Origin of the sequence: Bacillus sp. NP157 (assembly GCA_018889975.1) — a bacterium.
GTDB lineage: Bacteria > Pseudomonadota > Gammaproteobacteria > Xanthomonadales > Rhodanobacteraceae > Luteibacter.
On sequence record CP076546.1, the window covers coordinates 3581884 to 3602509 of the forward strand.

The 20626-nt window shown below is 64.7% G+C and carries 19 protein-coding genes and 1 tRNA gene; 10 read left to right on the forward strand and 10 right to left on the reverse strand.

From position 1 onward, the window contains the following. The 3 genes from KPL74_16450 to KPL74_16460 all read left to right on the forward strand — a co-directional run bounded on the left by KPL74_16450 (window position 1) and on the right by KPL74_16460 (window position 3354). Window positions 1–993 (forward strand): glycosyltransferase, encoded by a 993-nt coding sequence (locus KPL74_16450; GenBank protein QWT19325.1) that lies wholly within the window; start codon window positions 1–3, stop codon window positions 991–993. A 211-nt stretch (window positions 994–1204) separates the two neighbouring features. After that, window positions 1205–3034, forward strand: a complete 1830-nt coding sequence (locus KPL74_16455) for a glycosyltransferase family 39 protein (GenBank protein ID QWT19326.1) — start codon at window positions 1205–1207, stop codon at window positions 3032–3034. Next, a complete protein-coding gene (locus KPL74_16460) occupies window positions 3031–3354 on the forward strand; it encodes a tetratricopeptide repeat protein (protein ID QWT19327.1) in 324 nt (107 codons plus the stop codon). The genes KPL74_16455 and KPL74_16460 overlap by 4 nt, the downstream gene beginning before the upstream one ends. Here KPL74_16460 and KPL74_16465 read toward each other — a convergent pair. Beyond that, window positions 3329–4234: a hypothetical protein gene (locus tag KPL74_16465; protein ID QWT19328.1), complete on the reverse strand. Its 906-nt coding sequence runs from the start codon at window positions 4232–4234 to the stop codon at window positions 3329–3331. The two genes, KPL74_16460 and KPL74_16465, sit on opposite strands and share 26 nt — an antisense overlap. A gap of 123 nt (window positions 4235–4357) precedes the next feature. Here KPL74_16465 and dtd point away from each other — a divergent pair, with 123 nt between their 5' ends. The 3 genes from dtd to KPL74_16480 all read left to right on the forward strand — a co-directional run bounded on the left by dtd (window position 4358) and on the right by KPL74_16480 (window position 7761). After that, entirely contained in the window at window positions 4358–4801 is a 444-nt protein-coding gene (dtd, locus tag KPL74_16470) for a D-tyrosyl-tRNA(Tyr) deacylase (GenBank protein QWT19329.1), read from the forward strand. A gap of 179 nt (window positions 4802–4980) precedes the next feature. Then, window positions 4981–6846, forward strand: coding sequence for an RNA polymerase sigma factor RpoD (rpoD, locus tag KPL74_16475; GenBank protein QWT19330.1), 1866 nt, complete (start codon window positions 4981–4983; stop codon window positions 6844–6846). Window positions 6847–7029: 183 nt separating this feature from the next. Further along, on the forward strand, window positions 7030–7761 hold the full coding sequence (locus tag KPL74_16480) for an NYN domain-containing protein (GenBank protein ID QWT19331.1): 732 nt from the start codon (window positions 7030–7032) through the stop codon (window positions 7759–7761). Between the two features lie 164 nt (window positions 7762–7925). On the opposite strand, the gene KPL74_16485 is transcribed toward KPL74_16480, so the two are convergent. Genes KPL74_16485 through KPL74_16500 form a run of 4 tightly spaced genes read right to left on the reverse strand, consistent with a single transcriptional unit; the run spans window position 7926 to window position 12120 of the window. Further along, window positions 7926–8384, reverse strand: a complete 459-nt coding sequence (locus KPL74_16485; protein QWT19332.1) for a DUF2894 domain-containing protein — start codon at window positions 8382–8384, stop codon at window positions 7926–7928. Then, a complete protein-coding gene (locus KPL74_16490; GenBank protein ID QWT19333.1) occupies window positions 8374–9021 on the reverse strand; it encodes an OmpA family protein in 648 nt (215 codons plus the stop codon). Before KPL74_16490 ends, KPL74_16485 begins: the two co-directional genes overlap by 11 nt. Continuing rightward, window positions 9018–11399 carry a DUF802 domain-containing protein gene (locus KPL74_16495; protein QWT19334.1) on the reverse strand — a complete coding sequence of 794 codons (2382 nt, stop codon included), beginning with the start codon at window positions 11397–11399 and terminating at the stop codon, window positions 9018–9020. The genes KPL74_16490 and KPL74_16495 overlap by 4 nt, the downstream gene beginning before the upstream one ends. Window positions 11400–11409: 10 nt before the next feature. After that, entirely contained in the window at window positions 11410–12120 is a 711-nt protein-coding gene (locus KPL74_16500) for a DUF3348 domain-containing protein (protein ID QWT19335.1), read from the reverse strand. A gap of 139 nt (window positions 12121–12259) precedes the next feature. Between KPL74_16500 and KPL74_16505 the strand changes: the two genes are divergently transcribed. Further along, window positions 12260–12335: transfer RNA gene (locus tag KPL74_16505), tRNA-Ile, on the forward strand. A 54-nt stretch (window positions 12336–12389) separates the two neighbouring features. On the opposite strand, the gene KPL74_16510 is transcribed toward KPL74_16505, so the two are convergent. The 3 genes from KPL74_16510 to KPL74_16520 form a co-directional block, all read right to left on the reverse strand. Next, on the reverse strand, window positions 12390–12824 hold the full coding sequence (locus KPL74_16510; GenBank protein ID QWT19336.1) for a DUF3617 family protein: 435 nt from the start codon (window positions 12822–12824) through the stop codon (window positions 12390–12392). A 75-nt stretch (window positions 12825–12899) separates the two neighbouring features. Continuing rightward, window positions 12900–14936, reverse strand: coding sequence for a hypothetical protein (locus KPL74_16515; protein ID QWT19337.1), 2037 nt, complete (start codon window positions 14934–14936; stop codon window positions 12900–12902). A gap of 179 nt (window positions 14937–15115) precedes the next feature. Further along, window positions 15116–16585 (reverse strand): multicopper oxidase domain-containing protein, encoded by a 1470-nt coding sequence (locus KPL74_16520; GenBank protein QWT22633.1) that lies wholly within the window; start codon window positions 16583–16585, stop codon window positions 15116–15118. A 302-nt stretch (window positions 16586–16887) separates the two neighbouring features. Between KPL74_16520 and KPL74_16525 the strand changes: the two genes are divergently transcribed. Further along, complete coding sequence (locus KPL74_16525; protein QWT19338.1) at window positions 16888–17685, forward strand: tetratricopeptide repeat protein; 798 nt, start codon at window positions 16888–16890, stop codon at window positions 17683–17685. Between the two features lie 6 nt (window positions 17686–17691). Here KPL74_16525 and KPL74_16530 read toward each other — a convergent pair whose 3' ends face one another. Continuing rightward, entirely contained in the window at window positions 17692–18117 is a 426-nt protein-coding gene (locus tag KPL74_16530; protein QWT19339.1) for a hypothetical protein, read from the reverse strand. 387 nt (window positions 18118–18504) lie between these two features. On the opposite strand from KPL74_16530, the gene KPL74_16535 reads away from it, so the two are divergent. Beyond that, window positions 18505–18810 (forward strand): hypothetical protein, encoded by a 306-nt coding sequence (locus KPL74_16535; GenBank protein QWT19340.1) that lies wholly within the window; start codon window positions 18505–18507, stop codon window positions 18808–18810. A gap of 42 nt (window positions 18811–18852) precedes the next feature. Next, entirely contained in the window at window positions 18853–19374 is a 522-nt protein-coding gene (locus tag KPL74_16540; protein ID QWT19341.1) for a pentapeptide repeat-containing protein, read from the forward strand. A gap of 132 nt (window positions 19375–19506) precedes the next feature. Here the strand turns inward: KPL74_16540 and KPL74_16545 are convergent, their stop codons facing one another. Then, window positions 19507–20613: a hypothetical protein gene (locus KPL74_16545; GenBank protein ID QWT19342.1), complete on the reverse strand. Its 1107-nt coding sequence runs from the start codon at window positions 20611–20613 to the stop codon at window positions 19507–19509. Window positions 20614–20626: the final 13 nt, after the last annotated feature.

The following is a 20626-nucleotide window of genomic DNA, read 5'->3' on the forward strand; positions in this document are numbered from 1 at the left end:
GTGGCGTCGATCCATCTCATCGCCTGGAACAACGGTCGCGGGCTCAGCCATGACATCGTGCTGCTGCGCGATGCGCTGCGCGAGCTCGGCCACGACGTCGCGGTGACCGACGTGCCGCGGAAAAGTCGCGGCCTGCCGTGGCGTGCATGGTGGCAGCGGCTGCGCATGCATGCGAACTGGCTGCGGGGCCGCGGGCCGCGTCGCTTCGATCTCGGCATCACCCTGGAACACGTGCACCCGGCGTACCTCGGTCTGGCCCGGCGCAATGCGTTGGTGCCAAATCCCGAGTGGCTTTCGCGCCGCGACCGCAAGCAGCTTGGCCGGTTCGATGCGATCTTCTGCAAGACCGAGGTGGCGCGTGAGACCTTCGCCGCCCAGGGCCTGCCGGTGCGCGTGATCGGCTTCCAGAGCATCGACTGCCATCGCGACGGCGTGTCGCGCGACCGCGCCTTCCTCCATCTCGCCGGCGCCAGCCGGATGAAGGGCACGCAGCAGCTGCTCGAGGTCTGGCGCAGGCATCCGGAATGGCCGGTGCTGCATGTGCTGCAGGCGCCTTCCACGGCCACGCCTAGCGAGTCCACCCACGCCAACCTCGATCATCGCGTCGGCTACGTCGACGACATCGAAGTGATCCGGCACCTGCAGAACGCCCACGCGTTCCATGTCTGCCTGTCGGAAGCCGAAGGCTGGGGGCATTACATCGTGGAAGCGATGAGCTGCGGCGCGGTGGTCCTTGCCACCGATGCGGCGCCGATGAACGAGCTGGTCACGCCGGCGCGAGGCATCGTGGTCGCGGCGCATGAAAGCGGCACGCTGAACGCGTCGAAGCTGTGGCGCTTCGATGAAGCTGCCCTCGAGGCTGCCGTCGGGCGGGCGATGCGCATGGGCGATGCCGAAATCGATGCCCTCGGTGGTGCAGCGCGGCATTGGTATGCGACCAACCAAGCCGGGTTCGGCACGCGCCTGGGCAAGGCCCTCGCTGGCCTGCTCTGAGTCTCGACGGTTCCGCGACAGGGGGCGCGGTACACCGGGAGTCAGCGAACATACCGCCCATGCGTTTAGAATTCATGATCCTTTAACGGTGACGACGCCCTTGTCCAACAGCGCCTATACCCGATCGGAACATCTGCGAGCCCTGTGGCCATGGCTGCCGCTATGGGCGGCGATGGCGTTCCTGGCGATTTTCTCGCATGGTCCGATGCCGATGTTTTCCACGCGTACGCTCGCAGTCGCCTGGGAAATGTGGGCCCACCACGCCTGGCTGGTGCCGCACATCAACGGTGAGGCGTACAGCGAGAAAGTCCCGCTCCTGTTCTGGATGATCCACGCCGGCTGGGCGGTTTTCGGCGTCAACGACGTGTGGCCGCGCATCCTCGAAGTGATCTTCGGCGGGGCCCAGCTGGTGCTCGCCTCGGTGCTGGCCAGCCGGCTGTTCCCGGCGCGCCCGTGGGTAGCGAAGGCCACCCCGTGGCTACTGATGGGGTTTGCCTATGCCTTCCTGTTCGGCCTGCAGATCATGTACGAGGTGCTGCTGTGCGTGTGGGTGCTGGCCGCGCTGCTGTGCCTGACACCGACCGCCCGGCGCCCGGCGCCACGCTGGTGGCTGTTCGGCCTGCTGGTGGGTGCCGGCCTGCTGACCAAGGGCCCGGTGATGCTGCTGCACGTGGCCTTCCCGCTCGCCTTCGGCCCGCTGTGGAACGACTGGGCCCGGCAGAACAAGGCCCGCTGGTACGGACTGGGCGTGCTTGGCATCCTCATTGGCCTGCTGATCCTGCTGGCCTGGGCGATCCCGGCGGGCGAAGCCGGAGGCGAGGCCTATCGCCAGCGCCTGTTCTTCACCCAGACCGCAGGACGCGTCGTCGACACCCATGCGGCAGACCTGCAGAACCATGCACGGCCGGCCTGGTATTACCTGCTCTTCCTGCCGGTGATCGTGTTCCCGCTTAGCGGCTGGCTGCGCGGCATCGTCGCGCTGCCGACCACCCTGTTCCGCAAGCCGCTGGCGCCGAACAGCGTGGCGCCGCTGGCCTGCGCCGCCGTGGGCCTCGTCGTCACCTTGCTGGCGGCCGCGTTGCACCTGGGTCCGGGCATCGACAAGGTCGGCGTCATCCTGCTGATCCTGCCGCTGTTCGTCGCCGTGCTGCGGCAGCCGATCGAACCCGGCCTGCGCTTCCTGGCCTGCTGGCTGCTGCCGACCTTCCTGGTGTTCTCGCTGATTACCGGCAAGCAGCTGTATTACGTCCTGCCTGAGTTGGGCGGCGTCACGATGCTGGTCGCGGCCTGCGTCGCCGACCTGCGCGAGCGCCACCCGAAACTGGCCAACCACTGGGCGCTGGGTACGTGGCCGCTGTCGCTCGGTGCCTTCCTGCTTGCGATCGTGCTGTTCGCGATGCCGGCCGTGGTGCCGACGCGCTTTCCGGACAACATCTGGCTGACCGGCATGGCGCCCTATGCGCGCTTCTTCGGCGTGGTCTTCGTTGTGCTCGGCGCCCTGTTGCTGCTGCGCGGGCGCGGCGAGATGCGCCGGCTGGCCTTCGCCGGCCTGATCGGCACCGTCGCGCTCAATGCGCTGTTCACCCTCGGCCTCTGGTACCGCTACGACCTGACCCCGGCGTCGCTTTACCTCGCCCAAGCGGACGCCGCGGGCCGGCCGATCGGCAATCTCGGCGTCTCCTACAACGGCCAGTACCACTTCGCCGGACGGCTCATGCATCCGATCGCCAAGATCAAGCTGCAGCCGGGCATGGCCGCGCCGAGCGACGATGACGACGACGATGTGGTGCATGACGGCGACAGCCTGGCGGATTTCGCGGGCCACCATCCGGACGGCCTGATCATTTCGTACGCGAAGCATCCCCCGGCCGACGCCTACCGCTTCGCCCGCCTGATCCAGCCGTCCCGCACTGGCTGGCTGATGATCTGGGACGCCGACACGCTGAATGCCTTGCAGACGGGCCGCGTGCCCGCCGAGCCGAGCGTTCCCACCCAGCTCTATCCGCTGGACTACTGGCGCACTCGCGCGGCCGTCCGATGACCGACCCGCTGGTCGAGCGCCTGCGCGCCCAGGTCGGCGGCGTCCGCGATGGCGCACTGCTGCGCTTCTCGATCGGTAATGCGCTGCTCTCCGACGGCCAGTACGCGGAAGCGGCCCACGCCTTCCGCGAAGCCCTGGTCTTCGACCCGAACTACTCGGCGGCGTGGAAACTGCTCGGCAAGGCGCTGCTGGCGGTGGACGACGAGGACGGCGCGGCCAGGGCCTGGAGCGAGGGCGTCGCGACCGCCACGGCGCGTGGCGACATCCAGGCCAGCAAGGAAATGACCGTCTTCCTCAACCGGCTGAAGCGGCAGGGCTAGCCTTGTAGGGGTCCGGCCGGTCGTGCGCGGTGAAGCGCTTGTAGTGCCATTGGTACTGCGGGAACGCGATCTCCACGCATTGCTGCACGCCACGATTCAGCGCCGCACACGCGACCTTCAGGTCGGCATCGCGGATGCCTTCAGGGGCCGGCAGGACATGGATGCGGAAACCCGCGCCGTCCGCCAGTCGCTCGGCAAAACTGAACAACACGGTCGCCCCCGTGCGCGCCGCGAGCCGCGGCAGCAGCACCATGGTCAGCGCATCCACGCCGAAGAACGGGGCGAACTCACCCTCCCCTTCGCGTGGCTTCTGGTCCGGCAGGATGCCGACGGTGCCACCCGCCGCCAGGCGCTTGAACAGCGTGCGTACGCCGGCACCCTCGGCGCGTACCTGCTCGGGCGCCAGCTTGCCGCGGACCTTGCGCAGGAGGGCTTCGATCGCATGGATCCGTGGCGGCCGGTAAAGGATCGCCATGGGCGTCTTGCTGCACAGCCAGTAGTTCAGCAGCTCCCAGCAGCCGAGGTGGGGCGCGGCGACGATCACGCCCTTGCCGGACGCCAGCGCGGCCTCGAACAACTCGCCGCCCACCACCTCGCGGACGAGGCCGAGCGACTTTTCCGCACCGCCGCCCCAGATAGCGGCGACCTCGGTCACCGACTTGCCTGACTCCTCCATCGTGCGGCGGAGCAGCTCCTCGCGCTCGGCGACGCCAAGCTGCGGCCGGGTAAGCCGCAGGTTGGTCGCGCTGTAGCGTGCGCTACGCGAGTTCGAACGCAGGGAGCGACGGCCGATCCAGGCGCCGAGGGCATGCACCGTGCGTAGCGGCAGCAGGCTGACGAGGCGCAGGAGGAGGTAGAGGAGGTAGATGTCGGGGCGCATCCGGGGAAGTTTAGGAGATGGGGGGCGGGAGTGGGGCGTGGCCTCGGCCATGGCGCCCCCATTTCCCACCTCCCGCCCCCGCTCTTCGCTTAAGCTACGCCCACCCCAGCCGCTACCTTTCCCATGATCGCATTGCTCCAGCGCGTCGAATCCGCGCGCGTCGACGTCGAGGGAGAAACGGTGGGCGCCATTGGCGCCGGCCTGCTCGCGCTCGTGGCCGTGGAACCGGGTGACGGCGAGGCGCAGTGCCGCCGGATGCTGGAACGCCTGCTCGGCTACCGGGTGTTCGGTGACGCCGAGGGCAAGATGAACCTCAGCCTGGCCGACACGGGCGGTGGGCTGCTCCTGGTCAGCCAGTTCACGCTGGCGGCCGATACGCGCAAAGGCATGCGCCCCAGCTTCACCAGTGCGGCACCGCCCGACGAAGGGCGCCGCTGGTTCGACTGCCTGGTGGCCATGGCCCGCGAGGCCCACCCGCAGGGGGTGGAAACCGGGCGCTTCGGTGCCCATATGAAGGTTCACCTGATCAACGATGGCCCGGTCACCTTCCGTCTGGAGGTGCGCTGAGGCGTATCCACGGGGCCCGAGCGCCCCATCCCATCTCCCATCGCGACGCAAACGCCCGGCCAGCAAGGCAATCTGGCGCGATTCTTGCGTTCCCCCGATGGAGCCAATCCACTTGAAAACTGGTCAAAAAATCATCAAATGACTATACTGATCGGTTCCTGTAACCCGCGGCGGTCGGCATGACTAACAAAGCTCACGAGCAACAGTCTGAAATCAAGCAGCTCATCTCCAAGGGTTTGGAGCAGGGCTACCTGACCTACGCGGAAATCAACGATCACCTGCCCGACGACATCGTCGATCCGGAGCAGATCGAAGACATCATGGCGGTGCTCAAGGGCGTCGGCATCGAAGTCCATGATTCCGCGCCCGATACCGACACCATCAGCGATGGCGGTGCCCCCGGCTCCGGCACGGACGACGAGTCCGCGGCCGAAGAAGCCGTGGCCCTGCTTTCCGCCGTGGACTCCGAGGTGGGCCGCACCACCGACCCGGTCCGCATGTACATGCGCGAGATGGGTACGGTCGAGCTGCTGACCCGCGAAGGCGAAATCGCCATCGCCAAGCGCATCGAAGAGGGCCTGAACCAGGTCCAGACCGCGCTGTCCTCGTTCCCGCTCACCATCCAGCTGCTGCTCGAGGAATACGACCAGCACCTGGAAGGCAAGCGCCGCCTGAGCGAAATCCTGGCCGGCTTCGCCGACCTGGAAGCTGCCGCCGATGAAGCACAGGCCGCCGCGGCCGATGCGGCCGACGAAGCGGGCGACGCCGACAGCGAAGACGAGACCGAAGAAGCCGACGGCACCGCCACGGACGAGGACGAGGGCCCGACCGGTCCGGATCCGGAAGAAGTGAAGCGCCGCATGGAAGAGCTGCGCTCGCTGCACGGCAAGTTCCAGAAGGCTGCGCCGAAGGCTGAGATCAACGATAAGAAGGTCCTTAAGATCCGCGAGCAGATGTCTGAGGCGTTCCTCAACCTCAAGCTGCCGTCGGCGCTTATCGATAGCTTCGTGCGCAAGCTGCGCGAAGTGGTGAACGACATCCGTCACCACGAGCGCGTGCTGATGGACATCTTCGTCAAGCAGGTGAAGATGCCGCGCGCCGAGTTCCTGAAGAGCTTCCCGTCCAACGAGGGCAACCTCGAGTGGGCCGCCGACCTGTCGCGCAAGCGCCAGAAGTGGTCGCCGAACATCAAGAACTTCCGCGAGGCCATCGATGGCGAGCAGGAGAAGCTGGCGCAGATCGAGCGCACGCTGTACCTGCCGCTCACCGACATCAAGGAAATCAACCGCGCCATGTCCGTCGGCGAAGCGAAGGCTCGCCGCGCGAAGAAGGAAATGGTCGAGGCCAACCTGCGCCTCGTGATCTCCATCGCGAAGAAGTACACGAACCGCGGCCTGCAGTTCCTCGACCTGATCCAGGAAGGCAACATCGGCCTGATGAAGGCCGTGGATAAGTTCGAATACCGTCGCGGCTACAAGTTCTCCACGTACGCCACGTGGTGGATCCGCCAGGCCATCACCCGTTCGATCGCCGACCAGGCACGCACCATCCGTATCCCGGTGCACATGATCGAAACGATCAACAAGCTCAACCGCATCTCCCGCCAGATGCTCCAGCAGTTCGGCCGTGAGCCGACGCCGGAAGAACTGGCCAAGGAAATGGAGATGCCGGAAGACAAGATCCGCAAGGTCCTGAAGATCGCGAAGGAACCGATCTCCATGGAAACGCCGATCGGTGACGATGAAGATTCGCACCTTGGCGATTTCATCGAGGACACCAACGCCAGCTCGCCGATCGAGTCGGCGACGGAAACGGGCCTCATGGAAACCGTGCGCGACGTGCTGGCCGGCCTCACCCCGCGTGAAGCCAAGGTCCTGCGCATGCGCTTCGGCATCGACATGAACACGGATCACACGCTGGAAGAAGTCGGCAAGCAGTTCGACGTCACCCGCGAGCGCATCCGCCAGATCGAAGCCAAGGCCCTTCGCAAGCTGCGTCACCCGAGCCGCTCGGAAACGCTGCGCTCGTTCCTCGACATCGATTGATGTCGCGGCGTTAGATCGTGATGTGGAAACGCCCGCGCAAGCGGGCGTTTTCTTTTGTAGGGTTTCGCTGATTGACGACATGGAGCCTCGAGGGCATCATCGCTTCAACCCCCCCGTCGGTTTCGGTCGCCGGGTGCCACGCCACCACTTCGCTGGTGGCGTTGCTTTTTCCAAGGATAGGAAATGCGCACGGCTGTATACGTGGATGGATTCAACCTGTTTCACCGGCTCCTGCAAGGTCGCCCCGAATTCAAGTGGCTCGACCTGATTTCCCTCGCAAGCACGGCGCTGAAGCAAGAAAATGATGTTGTCTTGCTTCGCTACTTCACCGCAAGGGTAGCCGACACCGCTAGCGACCCAGACAAGGCTACCCGTCAAGACGTTTACTTGCGTGCCTTAGCTTCCAGCGGCGTCCATATCCACCTTGGTGCGTTTCGGCTGCGCGAGAAGCGAGCCAAGTTGGTCACCGCGCCTACCAACGGGTCGAGTCCGTATGTGACGGTCTGGGCGCGCGAAGAAAAGGGGTCGGACGTCAACCTTGCAGTTCACATGACGAACGATGCCTGGAAGAACGCCTACGACTGCGCCGTCATCGTCTCAAACGACTCCGATCTCGCCGAGGCGGCACGCGTTGTCAGGGACATGGGCAAAGTAGTTGGGATTCTCAGTCCCGTAGCTTCCCCCACATCGGCGCTACGCGAGCATGCGGACTTCGTCCGGAACATCCGGGCAGCTCACCTCAGTAGCGCACAGTTCCCGCCTGCTATTCCGCTTGTAGATGGCGGGATGATTCATCGACCGAATGCATGGGCAGCGAGTGCGGTAGCCACCCAGGACGCGCCCACACCAGGTTTGAGCGGAGCACTACTTAAAAGCGCGGACCCTCTGCCGAATGCATTTACGCCGACATACTGATGATCAAGTTCTGAAAACAGAAGGCCCGCCTTTCGGCGGGCCTCTACTGCTCTTACCTAGCGTCATCACCAGTAAAAGTCGCTGGGAGAGGACGTCCTAGGGCGGCACGGCGAGTATATCCAGCTACATTGCGGGCGCAATGCCGCGCCGCGAACGTAGCTTGATCAAGCACCAGCTGGCGGCGGAGCCGGCACCAACTTCTTCTTGCGCGGCTTCGGTTTCGCCTTCGCCTTTGGCTTGGGCGACGCAGCCCCCCTGGGCTTTTTCGTACCAATTGGCGCTGGCTGCTGCGTGGCGGGTCCGGGTGCTGGTGCGGTGGCGGCGCTCATGCGTTCCATCCACGACAGGTCGTCGACGTACGAGAGGAAGTGCTGGAGATAGCCGGGCGAGAGATCGCGCATCAGTTCCATCGCGCGATGGACCAGCGCGGCGGAGTTGAGTGGGCCCGTGCTTTCCATCTCGGGCATGTGTAGCTCCGCTTGTTGCAGCTGGCTGCGCGTGCGCACACCGCTCCACAGCTTGCGCACGGCGGCGAGCTCCGCCGCGATGTCGACGGTGGCGGCGTGCTGCTTCGACATATGGTCGAGCAGATCGCCTAGCGGACGTGTCGGCTTAGGGGCCATGCGCCTTCGCATCGGTTGCCGAGGGACGTGGGATCGGGGCGATTTCCACGCGGCGGTTCTTCGCCCTGCCCTCTTCGTCGGTGTTGGCGCTGACGGGCTGCTCGGAACCGAACGCGGCCGAGAAGATCGACGAAGCCGGCACGCCTTCGCTGACCAATGCGCGCGTTACCGTCAGCGAGCGTTCTGCGGATAGCTCCCAGTTATCCGCGAATCGGCGGTTGCCTTCGTGCACGGCCTGGTCGTCGGTGAAGCCACTCACCATCAGGATCTCATCGCGCGACTTCAGGTAATTGGTCAGCGGACCGGCCAGCGCCTTCATCAGGTCACGGCCTTCCGGCTGCAGCTGGTCCGAGTTCAGTGCAAATAGCACGTTGCCACGGATACCGATGCGTCCGTTGACCAGCGTGACCCGCCCGGCTGCCAGCGGTGCCGCCAGCGCCTGTTCGAGCGTGATGCGCCGCTGCTGCTCGGCCTGGCGTTGCTTCGTTTCCTGCTCGAGCTTGCTAGTCAGCTGCAGCTGCATGCCGATCACGCCAACCAGGATCAGGACGAACGCGCCGAGCAGCACCGACATCAGGTCGCCGAAGGCCGCCCAGATCGGGGTGCCCGAGTCGCCGTCGACGTCGATGTCGCTCATGCCTTGCCACCACGCTTCGTGGCCAGCTGCTGCATGTCTTCGAGGATCTGCTTCTGCGACAGCACGCTGAGGTCGACTACTTCACGCGCCTGGGCCACGTAGTACGCGAGCTGTTCGTCGCTGCGCACGAGCGAACGGTCCAGCGCCTCGCCGATCTCCTGCAGGCGCGTCAGCAAGGCGTCGTTGGCCTGGCCGAAGGCCTGCACCGCGGTACCGAACGCTTCGCCCAGGCCCGCCACGTGGTCGGCACTGCCGGTGATGCGCTCGGCGACGCCTTCCAGCTTTCCGGTCTCGCCCTGCACGTGCTCGATGAAGCGCGTGCCCACCCGATCGAGCAGGTCGGCCGATGTGGTGACCAGGCCATCGATGGCGGCACGTTGTTCGGTCGACGCGTGGTTGACGGCCCCGAGCAGGGTCTCAAGCGTTTCGAGCAGGCGGCTGCGCTCTTCCAGCATCGCGGTATCGCGCACCATGCTGTCGGACAGCTTCTGGCGAAGCTCCGCGACCACGTCGGCGGCGGCCTTCGGCGCTTCGGAAGCCGCATCGACCAGCCGGGAAATTTCCGCGATGGTCGCGCTGGCATGCGCCTGCGACTGCGTGGTGATGTCGTTGGCCAGGCTCGCCAGAGTCTCGCTGGTGGCCTGGTGCTGGGCGACCGCGCGGTCGCCGGCCTCGGTCCACTGTGTCGCGAGCTGGTCCGCGGTGCGGTTGAGCGACGTGGTCCAGGCGTCGAGGCGCGCGGCATCGCGCGATTCCAGCGTCGCCTGCAGCTCGCCCTGCGCCGCCTTCATCGCTTCGATGAGCGCGAGGGCTTGGCCTTCGAATGCCGCGAGCACGCTGGCGGCGGTGGATGCCTGCGCCTCGCGCTGCGCGACCAGCGTATCGCTCCAGCGCGCGCCGACCGTATCGGTGGTGGCAGCGAAGCTGGCGGAAGCCTCGGTGAGGCTGGTGGCCAGCGAGGCAGCCATCTGCTCCAGCCGCTCGTTCAGGGCGGTGGTGACGTCCTGCCACTGGCTGCCGAGCGCCGTGCCCAGCGCACGCTGTTCCTGGGACACCGACGCCACGAGGGCAGCCTGTGCTTCGGCAAGTGCGTGCAGGATCGTGTCGTGGCGTTCTGTGACATGGCCGAGCAAGTCCGCCTGGCGCGCCGTGAGCGTCGCCACCAACGTGCCCTGCTGCTCCGTCAGCGTCGTAAGCAACGCGGCCTGCCGTGCGGACGCGCTGGCGGCCGCCGTCGCCTGCTGCTCGTGCAGGCCGCTGACCATGCTGGTCGAGCGCTCGTCGAAGGAGACGTTGAAAGCCTGCAGCGAATCGCGCAGGTCGGCGGCCAGTTGGGCACCGCTCGTGCGCTGCTCGGCGATGGCGTCGTGCCACGCCACGGCCATCTTCTCGGTGGTCGCATCGAAGCCGGTCGCCAGCGAGGTCACCTGGCGATCGACCGCATCGGTGACGCTGGCGTGCAGCGCCGCGGTGTCGCGGGCGATGCCTTGCATCGTGGCATCGACCACGGGCTGCAACGCGGTGCTGGCGGCGCGCGCGCCATCAGCCACGCCATCCTTCAGGGATTTTTCCACGGAAGCCGCGAGGCGCTCGAAGGTGGCTTCGATGCGGGTGTGGAAGGTGTCCTGGCTGGAGGCGTGGCGTTCGCTGGCGGCGGTGCCCTGCTGTTCCAGCGCCGACATCATGCCTTGCAGGCGCTCGACCAGTGCCGGCATCAGCTCGGTCTGCTGCTGCAGGAGGCGGAACGAGGCTTCGCGCTGATGGGCCTGCGAGAACTCGCGCAACGTCGACGAAGCCTTCGCGTCCAGCAACTGCACCGCCTCGGCGCGCTCACGGCGTGCAAGCGCGACCAGCAAGCCCAGCATGGCGGAGGTCGCGACACCGGCGATCGACGTACCGAAGGCGAAGCCGAGGCCCTTCACCGGCGCGGCGAGCGAGCTGCGGATGGCACCGAGGTCGGTCGCGCTTTCCAGCGCGATGCCGGTGCCACGCAACGTCGCCATCATGCCAAGCAGCGTGCCGAGCATGCCGAGCAGGACGAGCAAGCCCACGAGGTAGGGCGCCAGCGTCGGTGCCGGCAGTGCCACGCGCTCGCCCTCCACGCGCAGGCGCACGGCGTTGCGCAGGCTCGGGTTCACGCGGTCGAGCCACGTACCCAGGCTGGCAGGCGGTGCGCTGAGTTCGTCCACGGCCTGGAACAGCGAGACGGTGGCCATCCGGTAGCGCTGCAGTTCCAGCGCGCCGACGCAGTAGCCGATGGCGATCATCGCCGCGATGAACGAGCCCAGCGGATTGGTGCCGAGGTAGCCGATGCCAACCCAGCACACGGCGACGAAGCCAGCGAGGAAGACGACGAGATGGATGAAGTGTCTAGGCATGGTTGACCAGTCAATGGCTACGGAGGGCGGCGATCAGCCCTTCGAGCGGTTGGAAACGTACGTCCAGTTCGGCGAGCAGGACATCCTGCATCTCCTGGATGAACACATCGAGCCAGGCGGCGGTGGCGCCAGCGTTTGCTTCGGCCACCTTCTTCGCCTTGTCGAAACGGGATTCGAGCATGCTGGCGACGCCGCCGAGCAGGCGCTGCTCGCGCGGGCTCAGCGCCCCTTCCATCACGGCATCCACCTCGGCCAGGCGCGCGAGCTCGGGGGAGCTGGCGGCCAGGTGGTCGCGCAGCTGGCCGCGCAACTTGCCGGTGGTGCCCTGGATGGAGCGCTGCATCAGCAGGTAGCGCTCGCGCAGGGCGGAGTAGTCCACCCGGGTCACGGCGTCGCCTTCGACGGCACCGGCGCGGGCGATGGCGCGGCTGCGGGCGCGCGCCCAGCTGGCTTCGTCGTTGACGGCCTCGAGGAGGGCGGACCGGGCGCCCTCGAGCAGGGCCTCCGACGGCGTCTCACCCAGGGCGATATCGTCGTCCAGCGGCGCGGGCTGCCCGTCCAGGGCCGACGACAGGGCAAGCGACTGCGTCCAGCTGAGCCAGTGGCTCAGGCGGTCTGGCAGGGAACCGCTTGGCTGTGCCGCGTCGACCTCCCCCATGCGCGCCAGCAGGCGCACGAAGGTCGATCCCCGGACAGCGGGTCGTGGATGGGCTTGCGCCATGCTAAGTCGCTAAAAAGCGGACAGTTTACCCTATCGGCGTTGCACGCTGGCCGGCGCGGGCATGGCGGGTGCGCACGGCGTGCCCCGCACGGCCGAGTTTCCTCCGGCGAGCGATTGGGTACACTCCCGTTCCCGCGAGGGGCCTATAGCTCAACGGTTAGAGCAGGGGACTCATAATCCCTTGGTTCCAGGTTCGAATCCTGGTGGGCCCACCACGTTTCAGCGGTGACCGACGACTGCGAACCACTCGGCGCACCCGATACGCCGAATCAATCCTGCGGACTGGTGCAGGCAGCGTAACGGGTACCTTCCACGTGGGTGATCTCGCCGCGACCCTCGACCGTGACGCTGCCCGTGTAGTGCTTGGCGCTATCGAAATCCACGTGGGCCGAAGCCGTCGATGTTCCCTTGCAGGTGAGCTTCCATGCCAGCGAGGTGCTGCGGCGTTGCTGGTCCGTGGCGGTGCACTCGCCTTCGGCCGGCGTCCACGCTGCGAAAGTGGTCCACGGGTCGGCACCTTCATCGACGCAGTGCCAGTGCACTTCCGCCGCACCCGCCTTGCCGTTGACCACGTGCCTGACCAGGATCTTCCATAGCCCCGGCATGGCGCCGAAGTCGCCGGGATCCGCACGAACGGGCAAGGTCGCCGTCATGGCAAGTGCACACGCGGCGGCCGCAACGGTGAGCTGCAAAAACTTGTGCATCATCTGACTCCTTTGCAACACGAAAACCCTGCCCGCTTTCGCGGGCAAGGTCGGTATCGAGTGAACCGTGGGCGATCAGTCGACGATCGCTGCGGTATCGCGGACATCCTTCCTGGCGAAGTTGAACATGTCCATGAGGTTGCCGATGGCCGGGGCATTCACCGGCACGTACGGACGCTCCTTGAACGAGACCGGGTTAGGCAGGTTGTCGCGGCTGCGGGCGGAGATCTGGTCCTTCAGGTTCCAGTTGGCCTCGACGAATTTATCGAACGAGACATGGTCGTAGTACGTGTGCACGACCTTGCCGCCCTGCGAGTACTTCGACACCACCAGCAGCGGGATGCGCGTACCGTCGCCGAAGAAGTCGATCGGCTGGATGTAGCCGGAATCGTAGTAGCCACCGCCTTCGTCGAAGGTCACCATGATCACGGTGTCATCCCAGACCTTCGGGTTGGCCTGGGCCATCTCGACGATCTTGCGCACATAACCTTCGAACAGGTCCAGCTTCGACGAGGCCGGATGACCATCCAGGATGCCGTCCGGCTTGGCGATGGACACCGCCGGCAGCGTGTTGTTCTGGATGTCGTCGTACAGGTCGTTGATGTCCTGGTTCTTGGCGCGCAGGGCGGGATCGGTCATGACCTGGGTGGAGTACAGGAAGGGATCGCAGATGTTGCAGAAGGTGCCGGCCTCACCGTCTTCCTTGCCGCCGCCGAAGCCTTCGCCGTAGTACTTCCAGGAAACCTTGTGCTTCTCCAGCAGCAGCGCCAGGTTCTCCTGCGTGGTCGGCGGGATGGTGAACTGGTCGGGGCCCAGCGGTGCCGGCGTGCCGTCACCCATGTAGCCCGGGTTGTAGTTGTTCACCAGGTAGTAGGCCTTGGGCTTGCAGTCCGTGCCCTTGAACGAGAGGTACGGCAGCGAGCGCAGGTAGTTCCTGACCTGCTTCACGCCCGGCTGGCTTTCGTCGGCGCACTCGACGTACGAACCGCCGCCGTAACCGTCCTGCACCCACCAGTTGTTGGTACCGAACTGCGCGTCCGGGTTCTCGATCTGGTTTTGCGGCGGGGTGGCCGGGTTGCCATTGGCGTCGGCGTAGTAGATCAGGGTGCCGAAGCCCAGCATGATGTGGTTGGCACCCGTGCCGCCCATCACCGACTGGTGGAAGTTGTCGCTCAGCGCATACTTCTGGGCCAGTTCCTTGAAGTAGGGCGCATCGCCCTGGGCCATGTTCAGGAACTGCATGGCGGTGGAGCCTTCACCGGTGCTCTGGTCGTTGAAGTTCGCCGGCAGCGGCGCGCCGTTGTTGCCTGCGCCCATGGTCGTTTCGACCCAGGGAAACAGGTCGTTGCGGCAACCGCTGGGATTGGCGGCGGTGGCCGCCTTGGTGTCGCAATCGAGCTGCTGCCACATCTGGAAGAAGCGATGCACGGGGCTGTTGGCGTAGGCGTCGTAGCTGATCGACGCATGCATATCCACCGGCGCGTTGACGAGTTTGGCCGGGAAGCGGGTATCGACGACGCCGTTGGGCAGGCCCGTGCCGCCGGCAGCAAGCATGTCGTAGGTGCCATCGGGAAGAGCCGGTTCGATCGCCTCGGCCTGCGCCGCGGAAGCGAACGGTGCCGCGGTGGGTGCACCACCGGTGTTCATCTGCGGAAGCGTCTTGTACTTGCCGGCCTTCTTCGGCGACATGTCGTACTTGCCGGTGCTCGAGGCCATGAACTGCGTGGCGAGGTCCACGTTCGGACCCGGCGTGCCGTCGGCATTGACGATGCCCTTGGACAGCAGGTTGTCCACCGACTGACCCTTCGGTGCGGTGTAGGTGCCATAAACGTGGTCGAACGTGCGGTTCTCGCCGATCAGCAGGATCACGTGCTTGATCGGGGTGGCGGTGTTGTCGCTGTTGTCCTGGCCGTGGGGCGGCTTGTGCAATACGACGATGCCGCCGGGAGGGCCAGCCTGGGGCTTGAAGGGAGCCACGGGCACATTCTGGCGGAACTGCGCATCATGGTCGGGTGGAGTGGTGTCCTGCGCGCTGACGACGCCACCGAGGCCGACGGAAAGCGCACCAATCAACAGCGGCGAAAGCCGCGTGCGGCGCAACCAAGTAACCATTTGCGATTCTCCCTACGGAAGCCTTCCCCCTGATGCGTATCGACTGCGGTTGTGTGTGACCCGTCGATCGCAAGGAGCTTCTGCTTCGCATGTGACGAATCGTTGGCATGGCGGCGACAATGCGCGAGGACGTGATGACATTCACGTGTCAACGCAAGATATTGCGAACAATCGTGTTTTCAGACGAGTTCGTAGGGACGCATCATTTCGTTGTCTTCGTGCTCCAGGTAATGGCAGTGCCAGACGTATTTGCCGGGCTCGCCGTCGAAGCGCGTGATGATGCGGGTGACCATCCCGGGGTCGCAACGCACGGTGTCTTTCCAGCCGGCTTCGTGCGCGGCCGGTGGGATCGATGGTCCGGTGAATTTCAGTTCCTTGCGGGCGTTCCACGCGAAGAGATCGAACGGACGGCGCTCCAAGACCTGGAATCGCACGAGATGCAGGTGGATGGGATGCGCGTCACCCGTGACATTGACGAACGCCCAGGTTTCCACCGTGCCTTTCCTGGGTTTTTCACTGATGGGATCGCTCCACATCTTTCCATCGAGCAGCATCGTCATGGGATTGCCGCCGGAATCGTCCTGCTCGCCCAGTGCAAGCACGCGATCCTGCACCGCCGTGGAGGGATCGATGCGCTGGACCGGCCTCAGCGCGGCCGGTACCACCGACGTATCGCGGCGTCCTCTGGCGCGAACGCGGAACTCGACGATGCCGTCGGCCTGGTGGCGTAGCTGCACCGACTGGCCCGCGTATGCGCTGAAATCGACGATCACCTCGGCGCGTTCGGCCGGGTAGAGCTCGATGTTCAGTCGATCCGTGGGCGCTGCCAACAGCCCCTGGTCGCTGCCGATCTGCTGGAATGGCTTGCCGTGCGACAGCGACAGGTTGAAGAAGCTGGTGTTGGCCACGTTGGTCAGCCGGAAGCGGTAACGGCGCGGCTCCACTTCAAGATACGGATACAGCTTGCCGTTGCACAGCACCGCGTCCCCGCGGCATTCGGACACCCAGGGGGCCTCGGGATCGTCCGACACCGGGTAATAAAGCGCGCCGCTCCTGGCGAGCAGGCGGTCGTAGAGCATCAACGGGATATCGAATTCGCCCGAGGGCAGGCCCAGGGCCTGCTCATCGTCGTCGTGCACATGGAAGCTGCCGAACAGGCCTGCGTAGATGTTCAGCCGCGTGATGCCCATGGCGTGATCGTGGTACCACAGGGTGGTGGCATCCTGGTCGCCCGGGTAAAGGGCGGTCAGCGATTTGCCCGGCACGTACCAGTCTTCGGGCCAGCCGTCGTTTGGTGCGGAAACGCGCGCACCGTGTACATGGGTGATGGTGCGGACGTCGGGTTTCGATTTCTCCGCGCCATGGATAGCGTGATCGATAGGCAGGAAATGCCGCGTGGGAAGTTCGTTGGCCCATTCCACCAGCACAGGCTCGCCACGGCGCGTCACGATCGTGGGGCCCGGTGTTGACCCTGCGTAGCCCCATTGCGGTGTCGGTGGAAGATCCCGGTGCACCCTGGCACTGAATGCCTGCATCGGCATGCGGTAGAACGGCAACAGCCGGCTACCGAACGCGGCGTGGGCACGCGTTCCCGTGGGCAGGGCAATCTTCGGCACCGGCAGTGCGTCGACGAACCTTGCCATGGTCACCGGGTTCACCAACGGCACGTTCGGCGCGGCCAGGCCCGGCATGACCATCCGTTGCTTCATCGGCATGGCCATCGGCGCATCCATCGCCCGTGCCACGCGCAAGGTATCGACGAAGACGCATGCACCGGCAAAGCCGCCGGCGACGCCCAGGAAACGGCGTCGGGAATTATCCATGGGATTGATCGCTCGTTGCCTGTCGAGCAATCGAACGTAGGTCGGCTGGATGACAAAACCATGTCAAGCCAGGTGGCTACCGACCAGGGATCGGGTTAGCCTTATCAAAGCTATAGGGGGAGAGCGGAATGAATCCAGGCGATGTTCTCGTTGGCCTTGGGGATGATGACTTATGGACCACCGTGAAAATCCTTGCGATCGACCCGTGGCCAGACGGCAGTGCGGTCTTTCACTGCCTGTTTTATGAGAAGTCGTCCCGACGCCCCACCCCCGAGACCGTCGAGTCCCTGAAAGTGGTGGCATGGCATTCGCCGATCGCTGCACAAGCCTATCAATCAGGCTGGGACGTGCTCTGCTCGACGCCGGTGCGCGATGCCGAACTCGTAGGATTTCACGAATACCTGAGGCTGACGGATTTCCCGCGGTACGTTGACGTGACGGGACGGGATGCGCGCGCCCTGGTATCACAAGCCAGCGAGCTGTATCGGCGCGCGTGCGCACTCGGCGAAGCGGGAGATCGGCACGGCGCCATCGGCCTCTACACCGACGCAATCGACATCTTCCCCTTGTTCTACGAAGCAATCGATAACCGGGCTTTCACCTACATGGAGCTTGGCGACTACGCGTCCGCACTGAACGGATTTGAAGCTTCGCTTCAGGTCAAACCCACGGGACACGCGGCATTCTTTTCCCGGGGAGAATGCCTGATGAAGCTAGGTTTGCTGGACAAGGCCGTGGCTGTCTTCGAGGATGGCATGGTGCGTTTCCCCGAGCACAAGGATATCTATGAGCGCTTCCTCACCGAAGCAAGAACGAAGGCGCAGGAAGCGCGCTCTGGCGACGACGTGCCGGTTACAGAAGTGACAGACTCGACAAACAACATCCGTCGCCGAGCCAAACCATGGTGGCAATTCTGGCGAAGCTAACTGTTATCACTTGCGCGATTTCACGACGAGCATCTTACTGTCCAATGGAATTTCGCGGACGTCGTCAAACGTCTTTGTCACGCTAATTGTTCCCGACAACACGGCGGGTCCATCGGATTCTCCGGGCGGATCCCGGAACATCCAACCGTGCTCGACTTCTGACGGCGAAAGTGCGGCCGCGCCTACTATGATCGCTCCAGAAATCTCTGTGTTTCCCGCGGGATCCGTTTCAATCTTGAAACTCCAGCCGTTGGGGAAATGCACGACCTGGTCCAGGATCAGATTGGCCCCCTTGATGTCGAACCCCACCACCCGATCTCCAGGGTGAACATCCATTCCCTTGAACGACAATTCATAGTTCTTGGCAGACGCGGTGGCAGTCGCGCCGAGTACGGCCAACAAAGCGACAGCATGAAGAGCGTTGCGCATCATTTATCGGTCCCCGGAGCACAGTGACGGTGACATCGTAGAAGCGACCCCGCTTCGTGTCGCCGACGAGTGCGCCTAAAGCGTCTCGCCCAGTTGAAAACTTGCGGCGAGCCTACAGCCTGTCCTATGTCAGTTTCAGCTGAAAGCGGTGTAGGGTTTCTCTGACACGACTGGCGCACACAGCGGAGCCGCAGACGCGCCCACCAGCCCGAATGATGTATTCCAACAGGATTCGGATTAACCTGACCGAAGCTGCGGAGAGAGCTGACCGTTGGGCAAGGTCTGGCATTGGAGCCATTGCTAACGGCTGGGTTGAACATGGGAGCGAGCGAGGCCCAATTCAGAGGCTACCCACCGCATGGGTGGCGACGTATCGCAAAGGAGTTTCAGATGCCCCATGTCGTCGCCTGGATGTCGATCGCACTGGTAATCGCCACGGGTACCACCTTGCTAGTCCTGCAGTTGCGGGCCTATCGGCTGACACGGCATCGAAGCTTGCTCGTCGCCGCCGCAAGCCAGGTCGCAGGGCTTGGTTACGCCGGCATGGTCGCCGTGCTGGACCTGAGGCAGGCGACGGCCGCGACGCAATGGACGATCTACTACAGCGCACACGCCCTGCTGCTTGTGCAGTGCGTTGTCGGCGTCATCGGCGCGGCATGGCTATTCCGGGCGTTCGTATCGCTGAGCGCGCGTTGACGCGCTGGTGCCAGGCCTTACTTCCATAGAATGAGTGACGCCATGAGCCGTGCGGATTACCAGACGTCCACCCAGCAAGCCCTCCCACATCACCTGGGGGAAGAACCTCCCTTGCTTCCGTCGCGCATGCCGCATCCGAATGACGATTATCCTTGGGGCTTGCGCATCTTTCGCACCGAAGTGGAACATGCTGAACTGAGCCACCTCACCCTGCCGCGAACGTTCATCAGTCGATCCCTCGTTGCCAAGTCGCGCCTGGACGACACCGATCTCTCCGAGTCGTTCCTCTGCTGGAACGATTTTGAACGCGTGTCCTTCCGCGCCGCCGTGTTGGCCAGATGCGATCTCCGCGCGTCCCACTTTATTTCCGTCGACTTCACCGACGCCGATCTTTCGGAATCCGACCTTCGGCACTCTGGTTTCGCCGGCTGCACGTTTGAAGGTGCCAACTTGTCCGGAGCCATCCTGTGCGAAGCACAGGCTCCAATGCTCGCGCTATCCACGTTACAGCGCGACTCCATTTGCTGGACCAAAGACGATGGCGCCGAGCCGGACGGGGGCTAACGGACTGCCTAAGCTGGCCTCGGCAACGCGTACTCGGGTGGGTTCTGGACAGCTTGTGAGAGCCTCTACCCTGCTTAAGCAAGATCAGTCATCGCCATGCCAGGAGGTCGAAGCACCTCCGGCAAAACTCCATCAATCAAGCGTCTTCAGATTCCACTTCATCGCCTTGAGCCACGGTTTCAACCGCTTGATGTCGTCGAAGACCCGCAGGTCGTCCTCAAAGGCCTGGATGAGCGCGCGAAGGTCGGCGGTGTACTCGCTGAGCCTGCGCTTGATGATCTTCGGCGAGGTCGGGCCAACGGGGTACATCCCGCAACGCATCTGGAAATCCGAGTCCACTTCGACCAGCTCGAGGTCGAGCCCGTGCAGCTGTTCTTTCAGCACCGCGTTCCAGTGCTTGAGGCGTTCGGCCCCCGTGCTATTGAGCGCGGCCTGGTCGATGTGCTCCAGTTCGAGCTGGAGCTCGAGTAGCTCCAGCAGGCTGCGGTTGGCGTAAGCCTTGTTGACCCGCTGCATCAGCACCGCCTTGCGCTCGCGTTCGACCGGGTCGGCCTCGCGATCGGGATGCAGTGCACTCACCAGCTTGCGGTAGATCTCGCGAAGGGGCATGTGGATCTTCGCTTCTTCGGCGCGCGCACGTTCTTCGGCCTTCGCCTGCTCGGCCGCTCGCTTGCGCCGAGCCTGGTGCTGCTCGCCCGCCTTGCCGTGTTGCTCGTCGCGTTGCTCCTGTGCGTCGAGCTGGGCCTGGATGAAGCGCATGAGCTCGTCGGGCGAGCTCATGTCGATCCCCTCGGGGATGTCGAAGGCGAATTCCTCGCGCAGCGTATTCTTTATCTCCTCCCGCACCGCCGCTTCCGCCTCGGGGTCCGCAGGGTTGTAGCGTTCATGGATTTCCGCCACGACGGGATCGGGGCCGGACATCAACACCTGGTCGGCGATATGCACGATGAGGTCCGCGACGATGCCGCGCTCGGCCTTGGTCAGCCCTTTCTGGTCATGCGACTGGTCGAGGCTGACGAGCAATTGCGTGCGGACTTCGTCCAGCTTGCGACGCAACGGGACGAACTCGCCGCTGTACTTCCGGTTGAACTCTTCGCCGTACGCCTCCCACTCGGCCAGCTTCGCGCGACGCGCCTTGATCTTCTCGACCAGCGCATGGAAGGTCTTCTGGCCGCGCGGTATCGGTGCCCGGGCTTCGGCAGGCAGCGAGTCAGTCGCAGTGAGGCTCTTGTCGACCATGGAACAGACGCAC

What these genes read in the sequence shown, in the direction of transcription:
- KPL74_16515 (QWT19337.1), bottom strand. Translation starts at nt 14,936, where the DNA reads ATGGTTACTTGGTTGCGCCGCACGCGGCTTTCGCCGCTGTTGATTGGT.
- KPL74_16545 (QWT19342.1), bottom strand. Translation starts at nt 20,613, where the DNA reads ATGGTCGACAAGAGCCTCACTGCGACTGACTCGCTGCCTGCCGAAGCC.
- KPL74_16500 (QWT19335.1), bottom strand. Translation starts at nt 12,120, where the DNA reads ATGGCGCAAGCCCATCCACGACCCGCTGTCCGGGGATCGACCTTCGTG.
- KPL74_16490 (QWT19333.1), bottom strand. Translation starts at nt 9,021, where the DNA reads ATGAGCGACATCGACGTCGACGGCGACTCGGGCACCCCGATCTGGGCG.
- KPL74_16530 (QWT19339.1), bottom strand. Translation starts at nt 18,117, where the DNA reads ATGATGCGCAACGCTCTTCATGCTGTCGCTTTGTTGGCCGTACTCGGC.
- dtd (QWT19329.1), top strand. Translation starts at nt 4,358, where the DNA reads ATGATCGCATTGCTCCAGCGCGTCGAATCCGCGCGCGTCGACGTCGAG.
- rpoD (QWT19330.1), top strand. Translation starts at nt 4,981, where the DNA reads ATGACTAACAAAGCTCACGAGCAACAGTCTGAAATCAAGCAGCTCATC.
- KPL74_16510 (QWT19336.1), bottom strand. Translation starts at nt 12,824, where the DNA reads ATGCACAAGTTTTTGCAGCTCACCGTTGCGGCCGCCGCGTGTGCACTT.
- KPL74_16480 (QWT19331.1), top strand. Translation starts at nt 7,030, where the DNA reads ATGCGCACGGCTGTATACGTGGATGGATTCAACCTGTTTCACCGGCTC.
- KPL74_16455 (QWT19326.1), top strand. Translation starts at nt 1,205, where the DNA reads ATGTTTTCCACGCGTACGCTCGCAGTCGCCTGGGAAATGTGGGCCCAC.
- KPL74_16465 (QWT19328.1), bottom strand. Translation starts at nt 4,234, where the DNA reads ATGCGCCCCGACATCTACCTCCTCTACCTCCTCCTGCGCCTCGTCAGC.
- KPL74_16495 (QWT19334.1), bottom strand. Translation starts at nt 11,399, where the DNA reads ATGCCTAGACACTTCATCCATCTCGTCGTCTTCCTCGCTGGCTTCGTC.
- KPL74_16535 (QWT19340.1), top strand. Translation starts at nt 18,505, where the DNA reads ATGCCCCATGTCGTCGCCTGGATGTCGATCGCACTGGTAATCGCCACG.
- KPL74_16460 (QWT19327.1), top strand. Translation starts at nt 3,031, where the DNA reads ATGACCGACCCGCTGGTCGAGCGCCTGCGCGCCCAGGTCGGCGGCGTC.
- KPL74_16525 (QWT19338.1), top strand. Translation starts at nt 16,888, where the DNA reads ATGAATCCAGGCGATGTTCTCGTTGGCCTTGGGGATGATGACTTATGG.
- KPL74_16540 (QWT19341.1), top strand. Translation starts at nt 18,853, where the DNA reads ATGAGCCGTGCGGATTACCAGACGTCCACCCAGCAAGCCCTCCCACAT.
- KPL74_16485 (QWT19332.1), bottom strand. Translation starts at nt 8,384, where the DNA reads ATGGCCCCTAAGCCGACACGTCCGCTAGGCGATCTGCTCGACCATATG.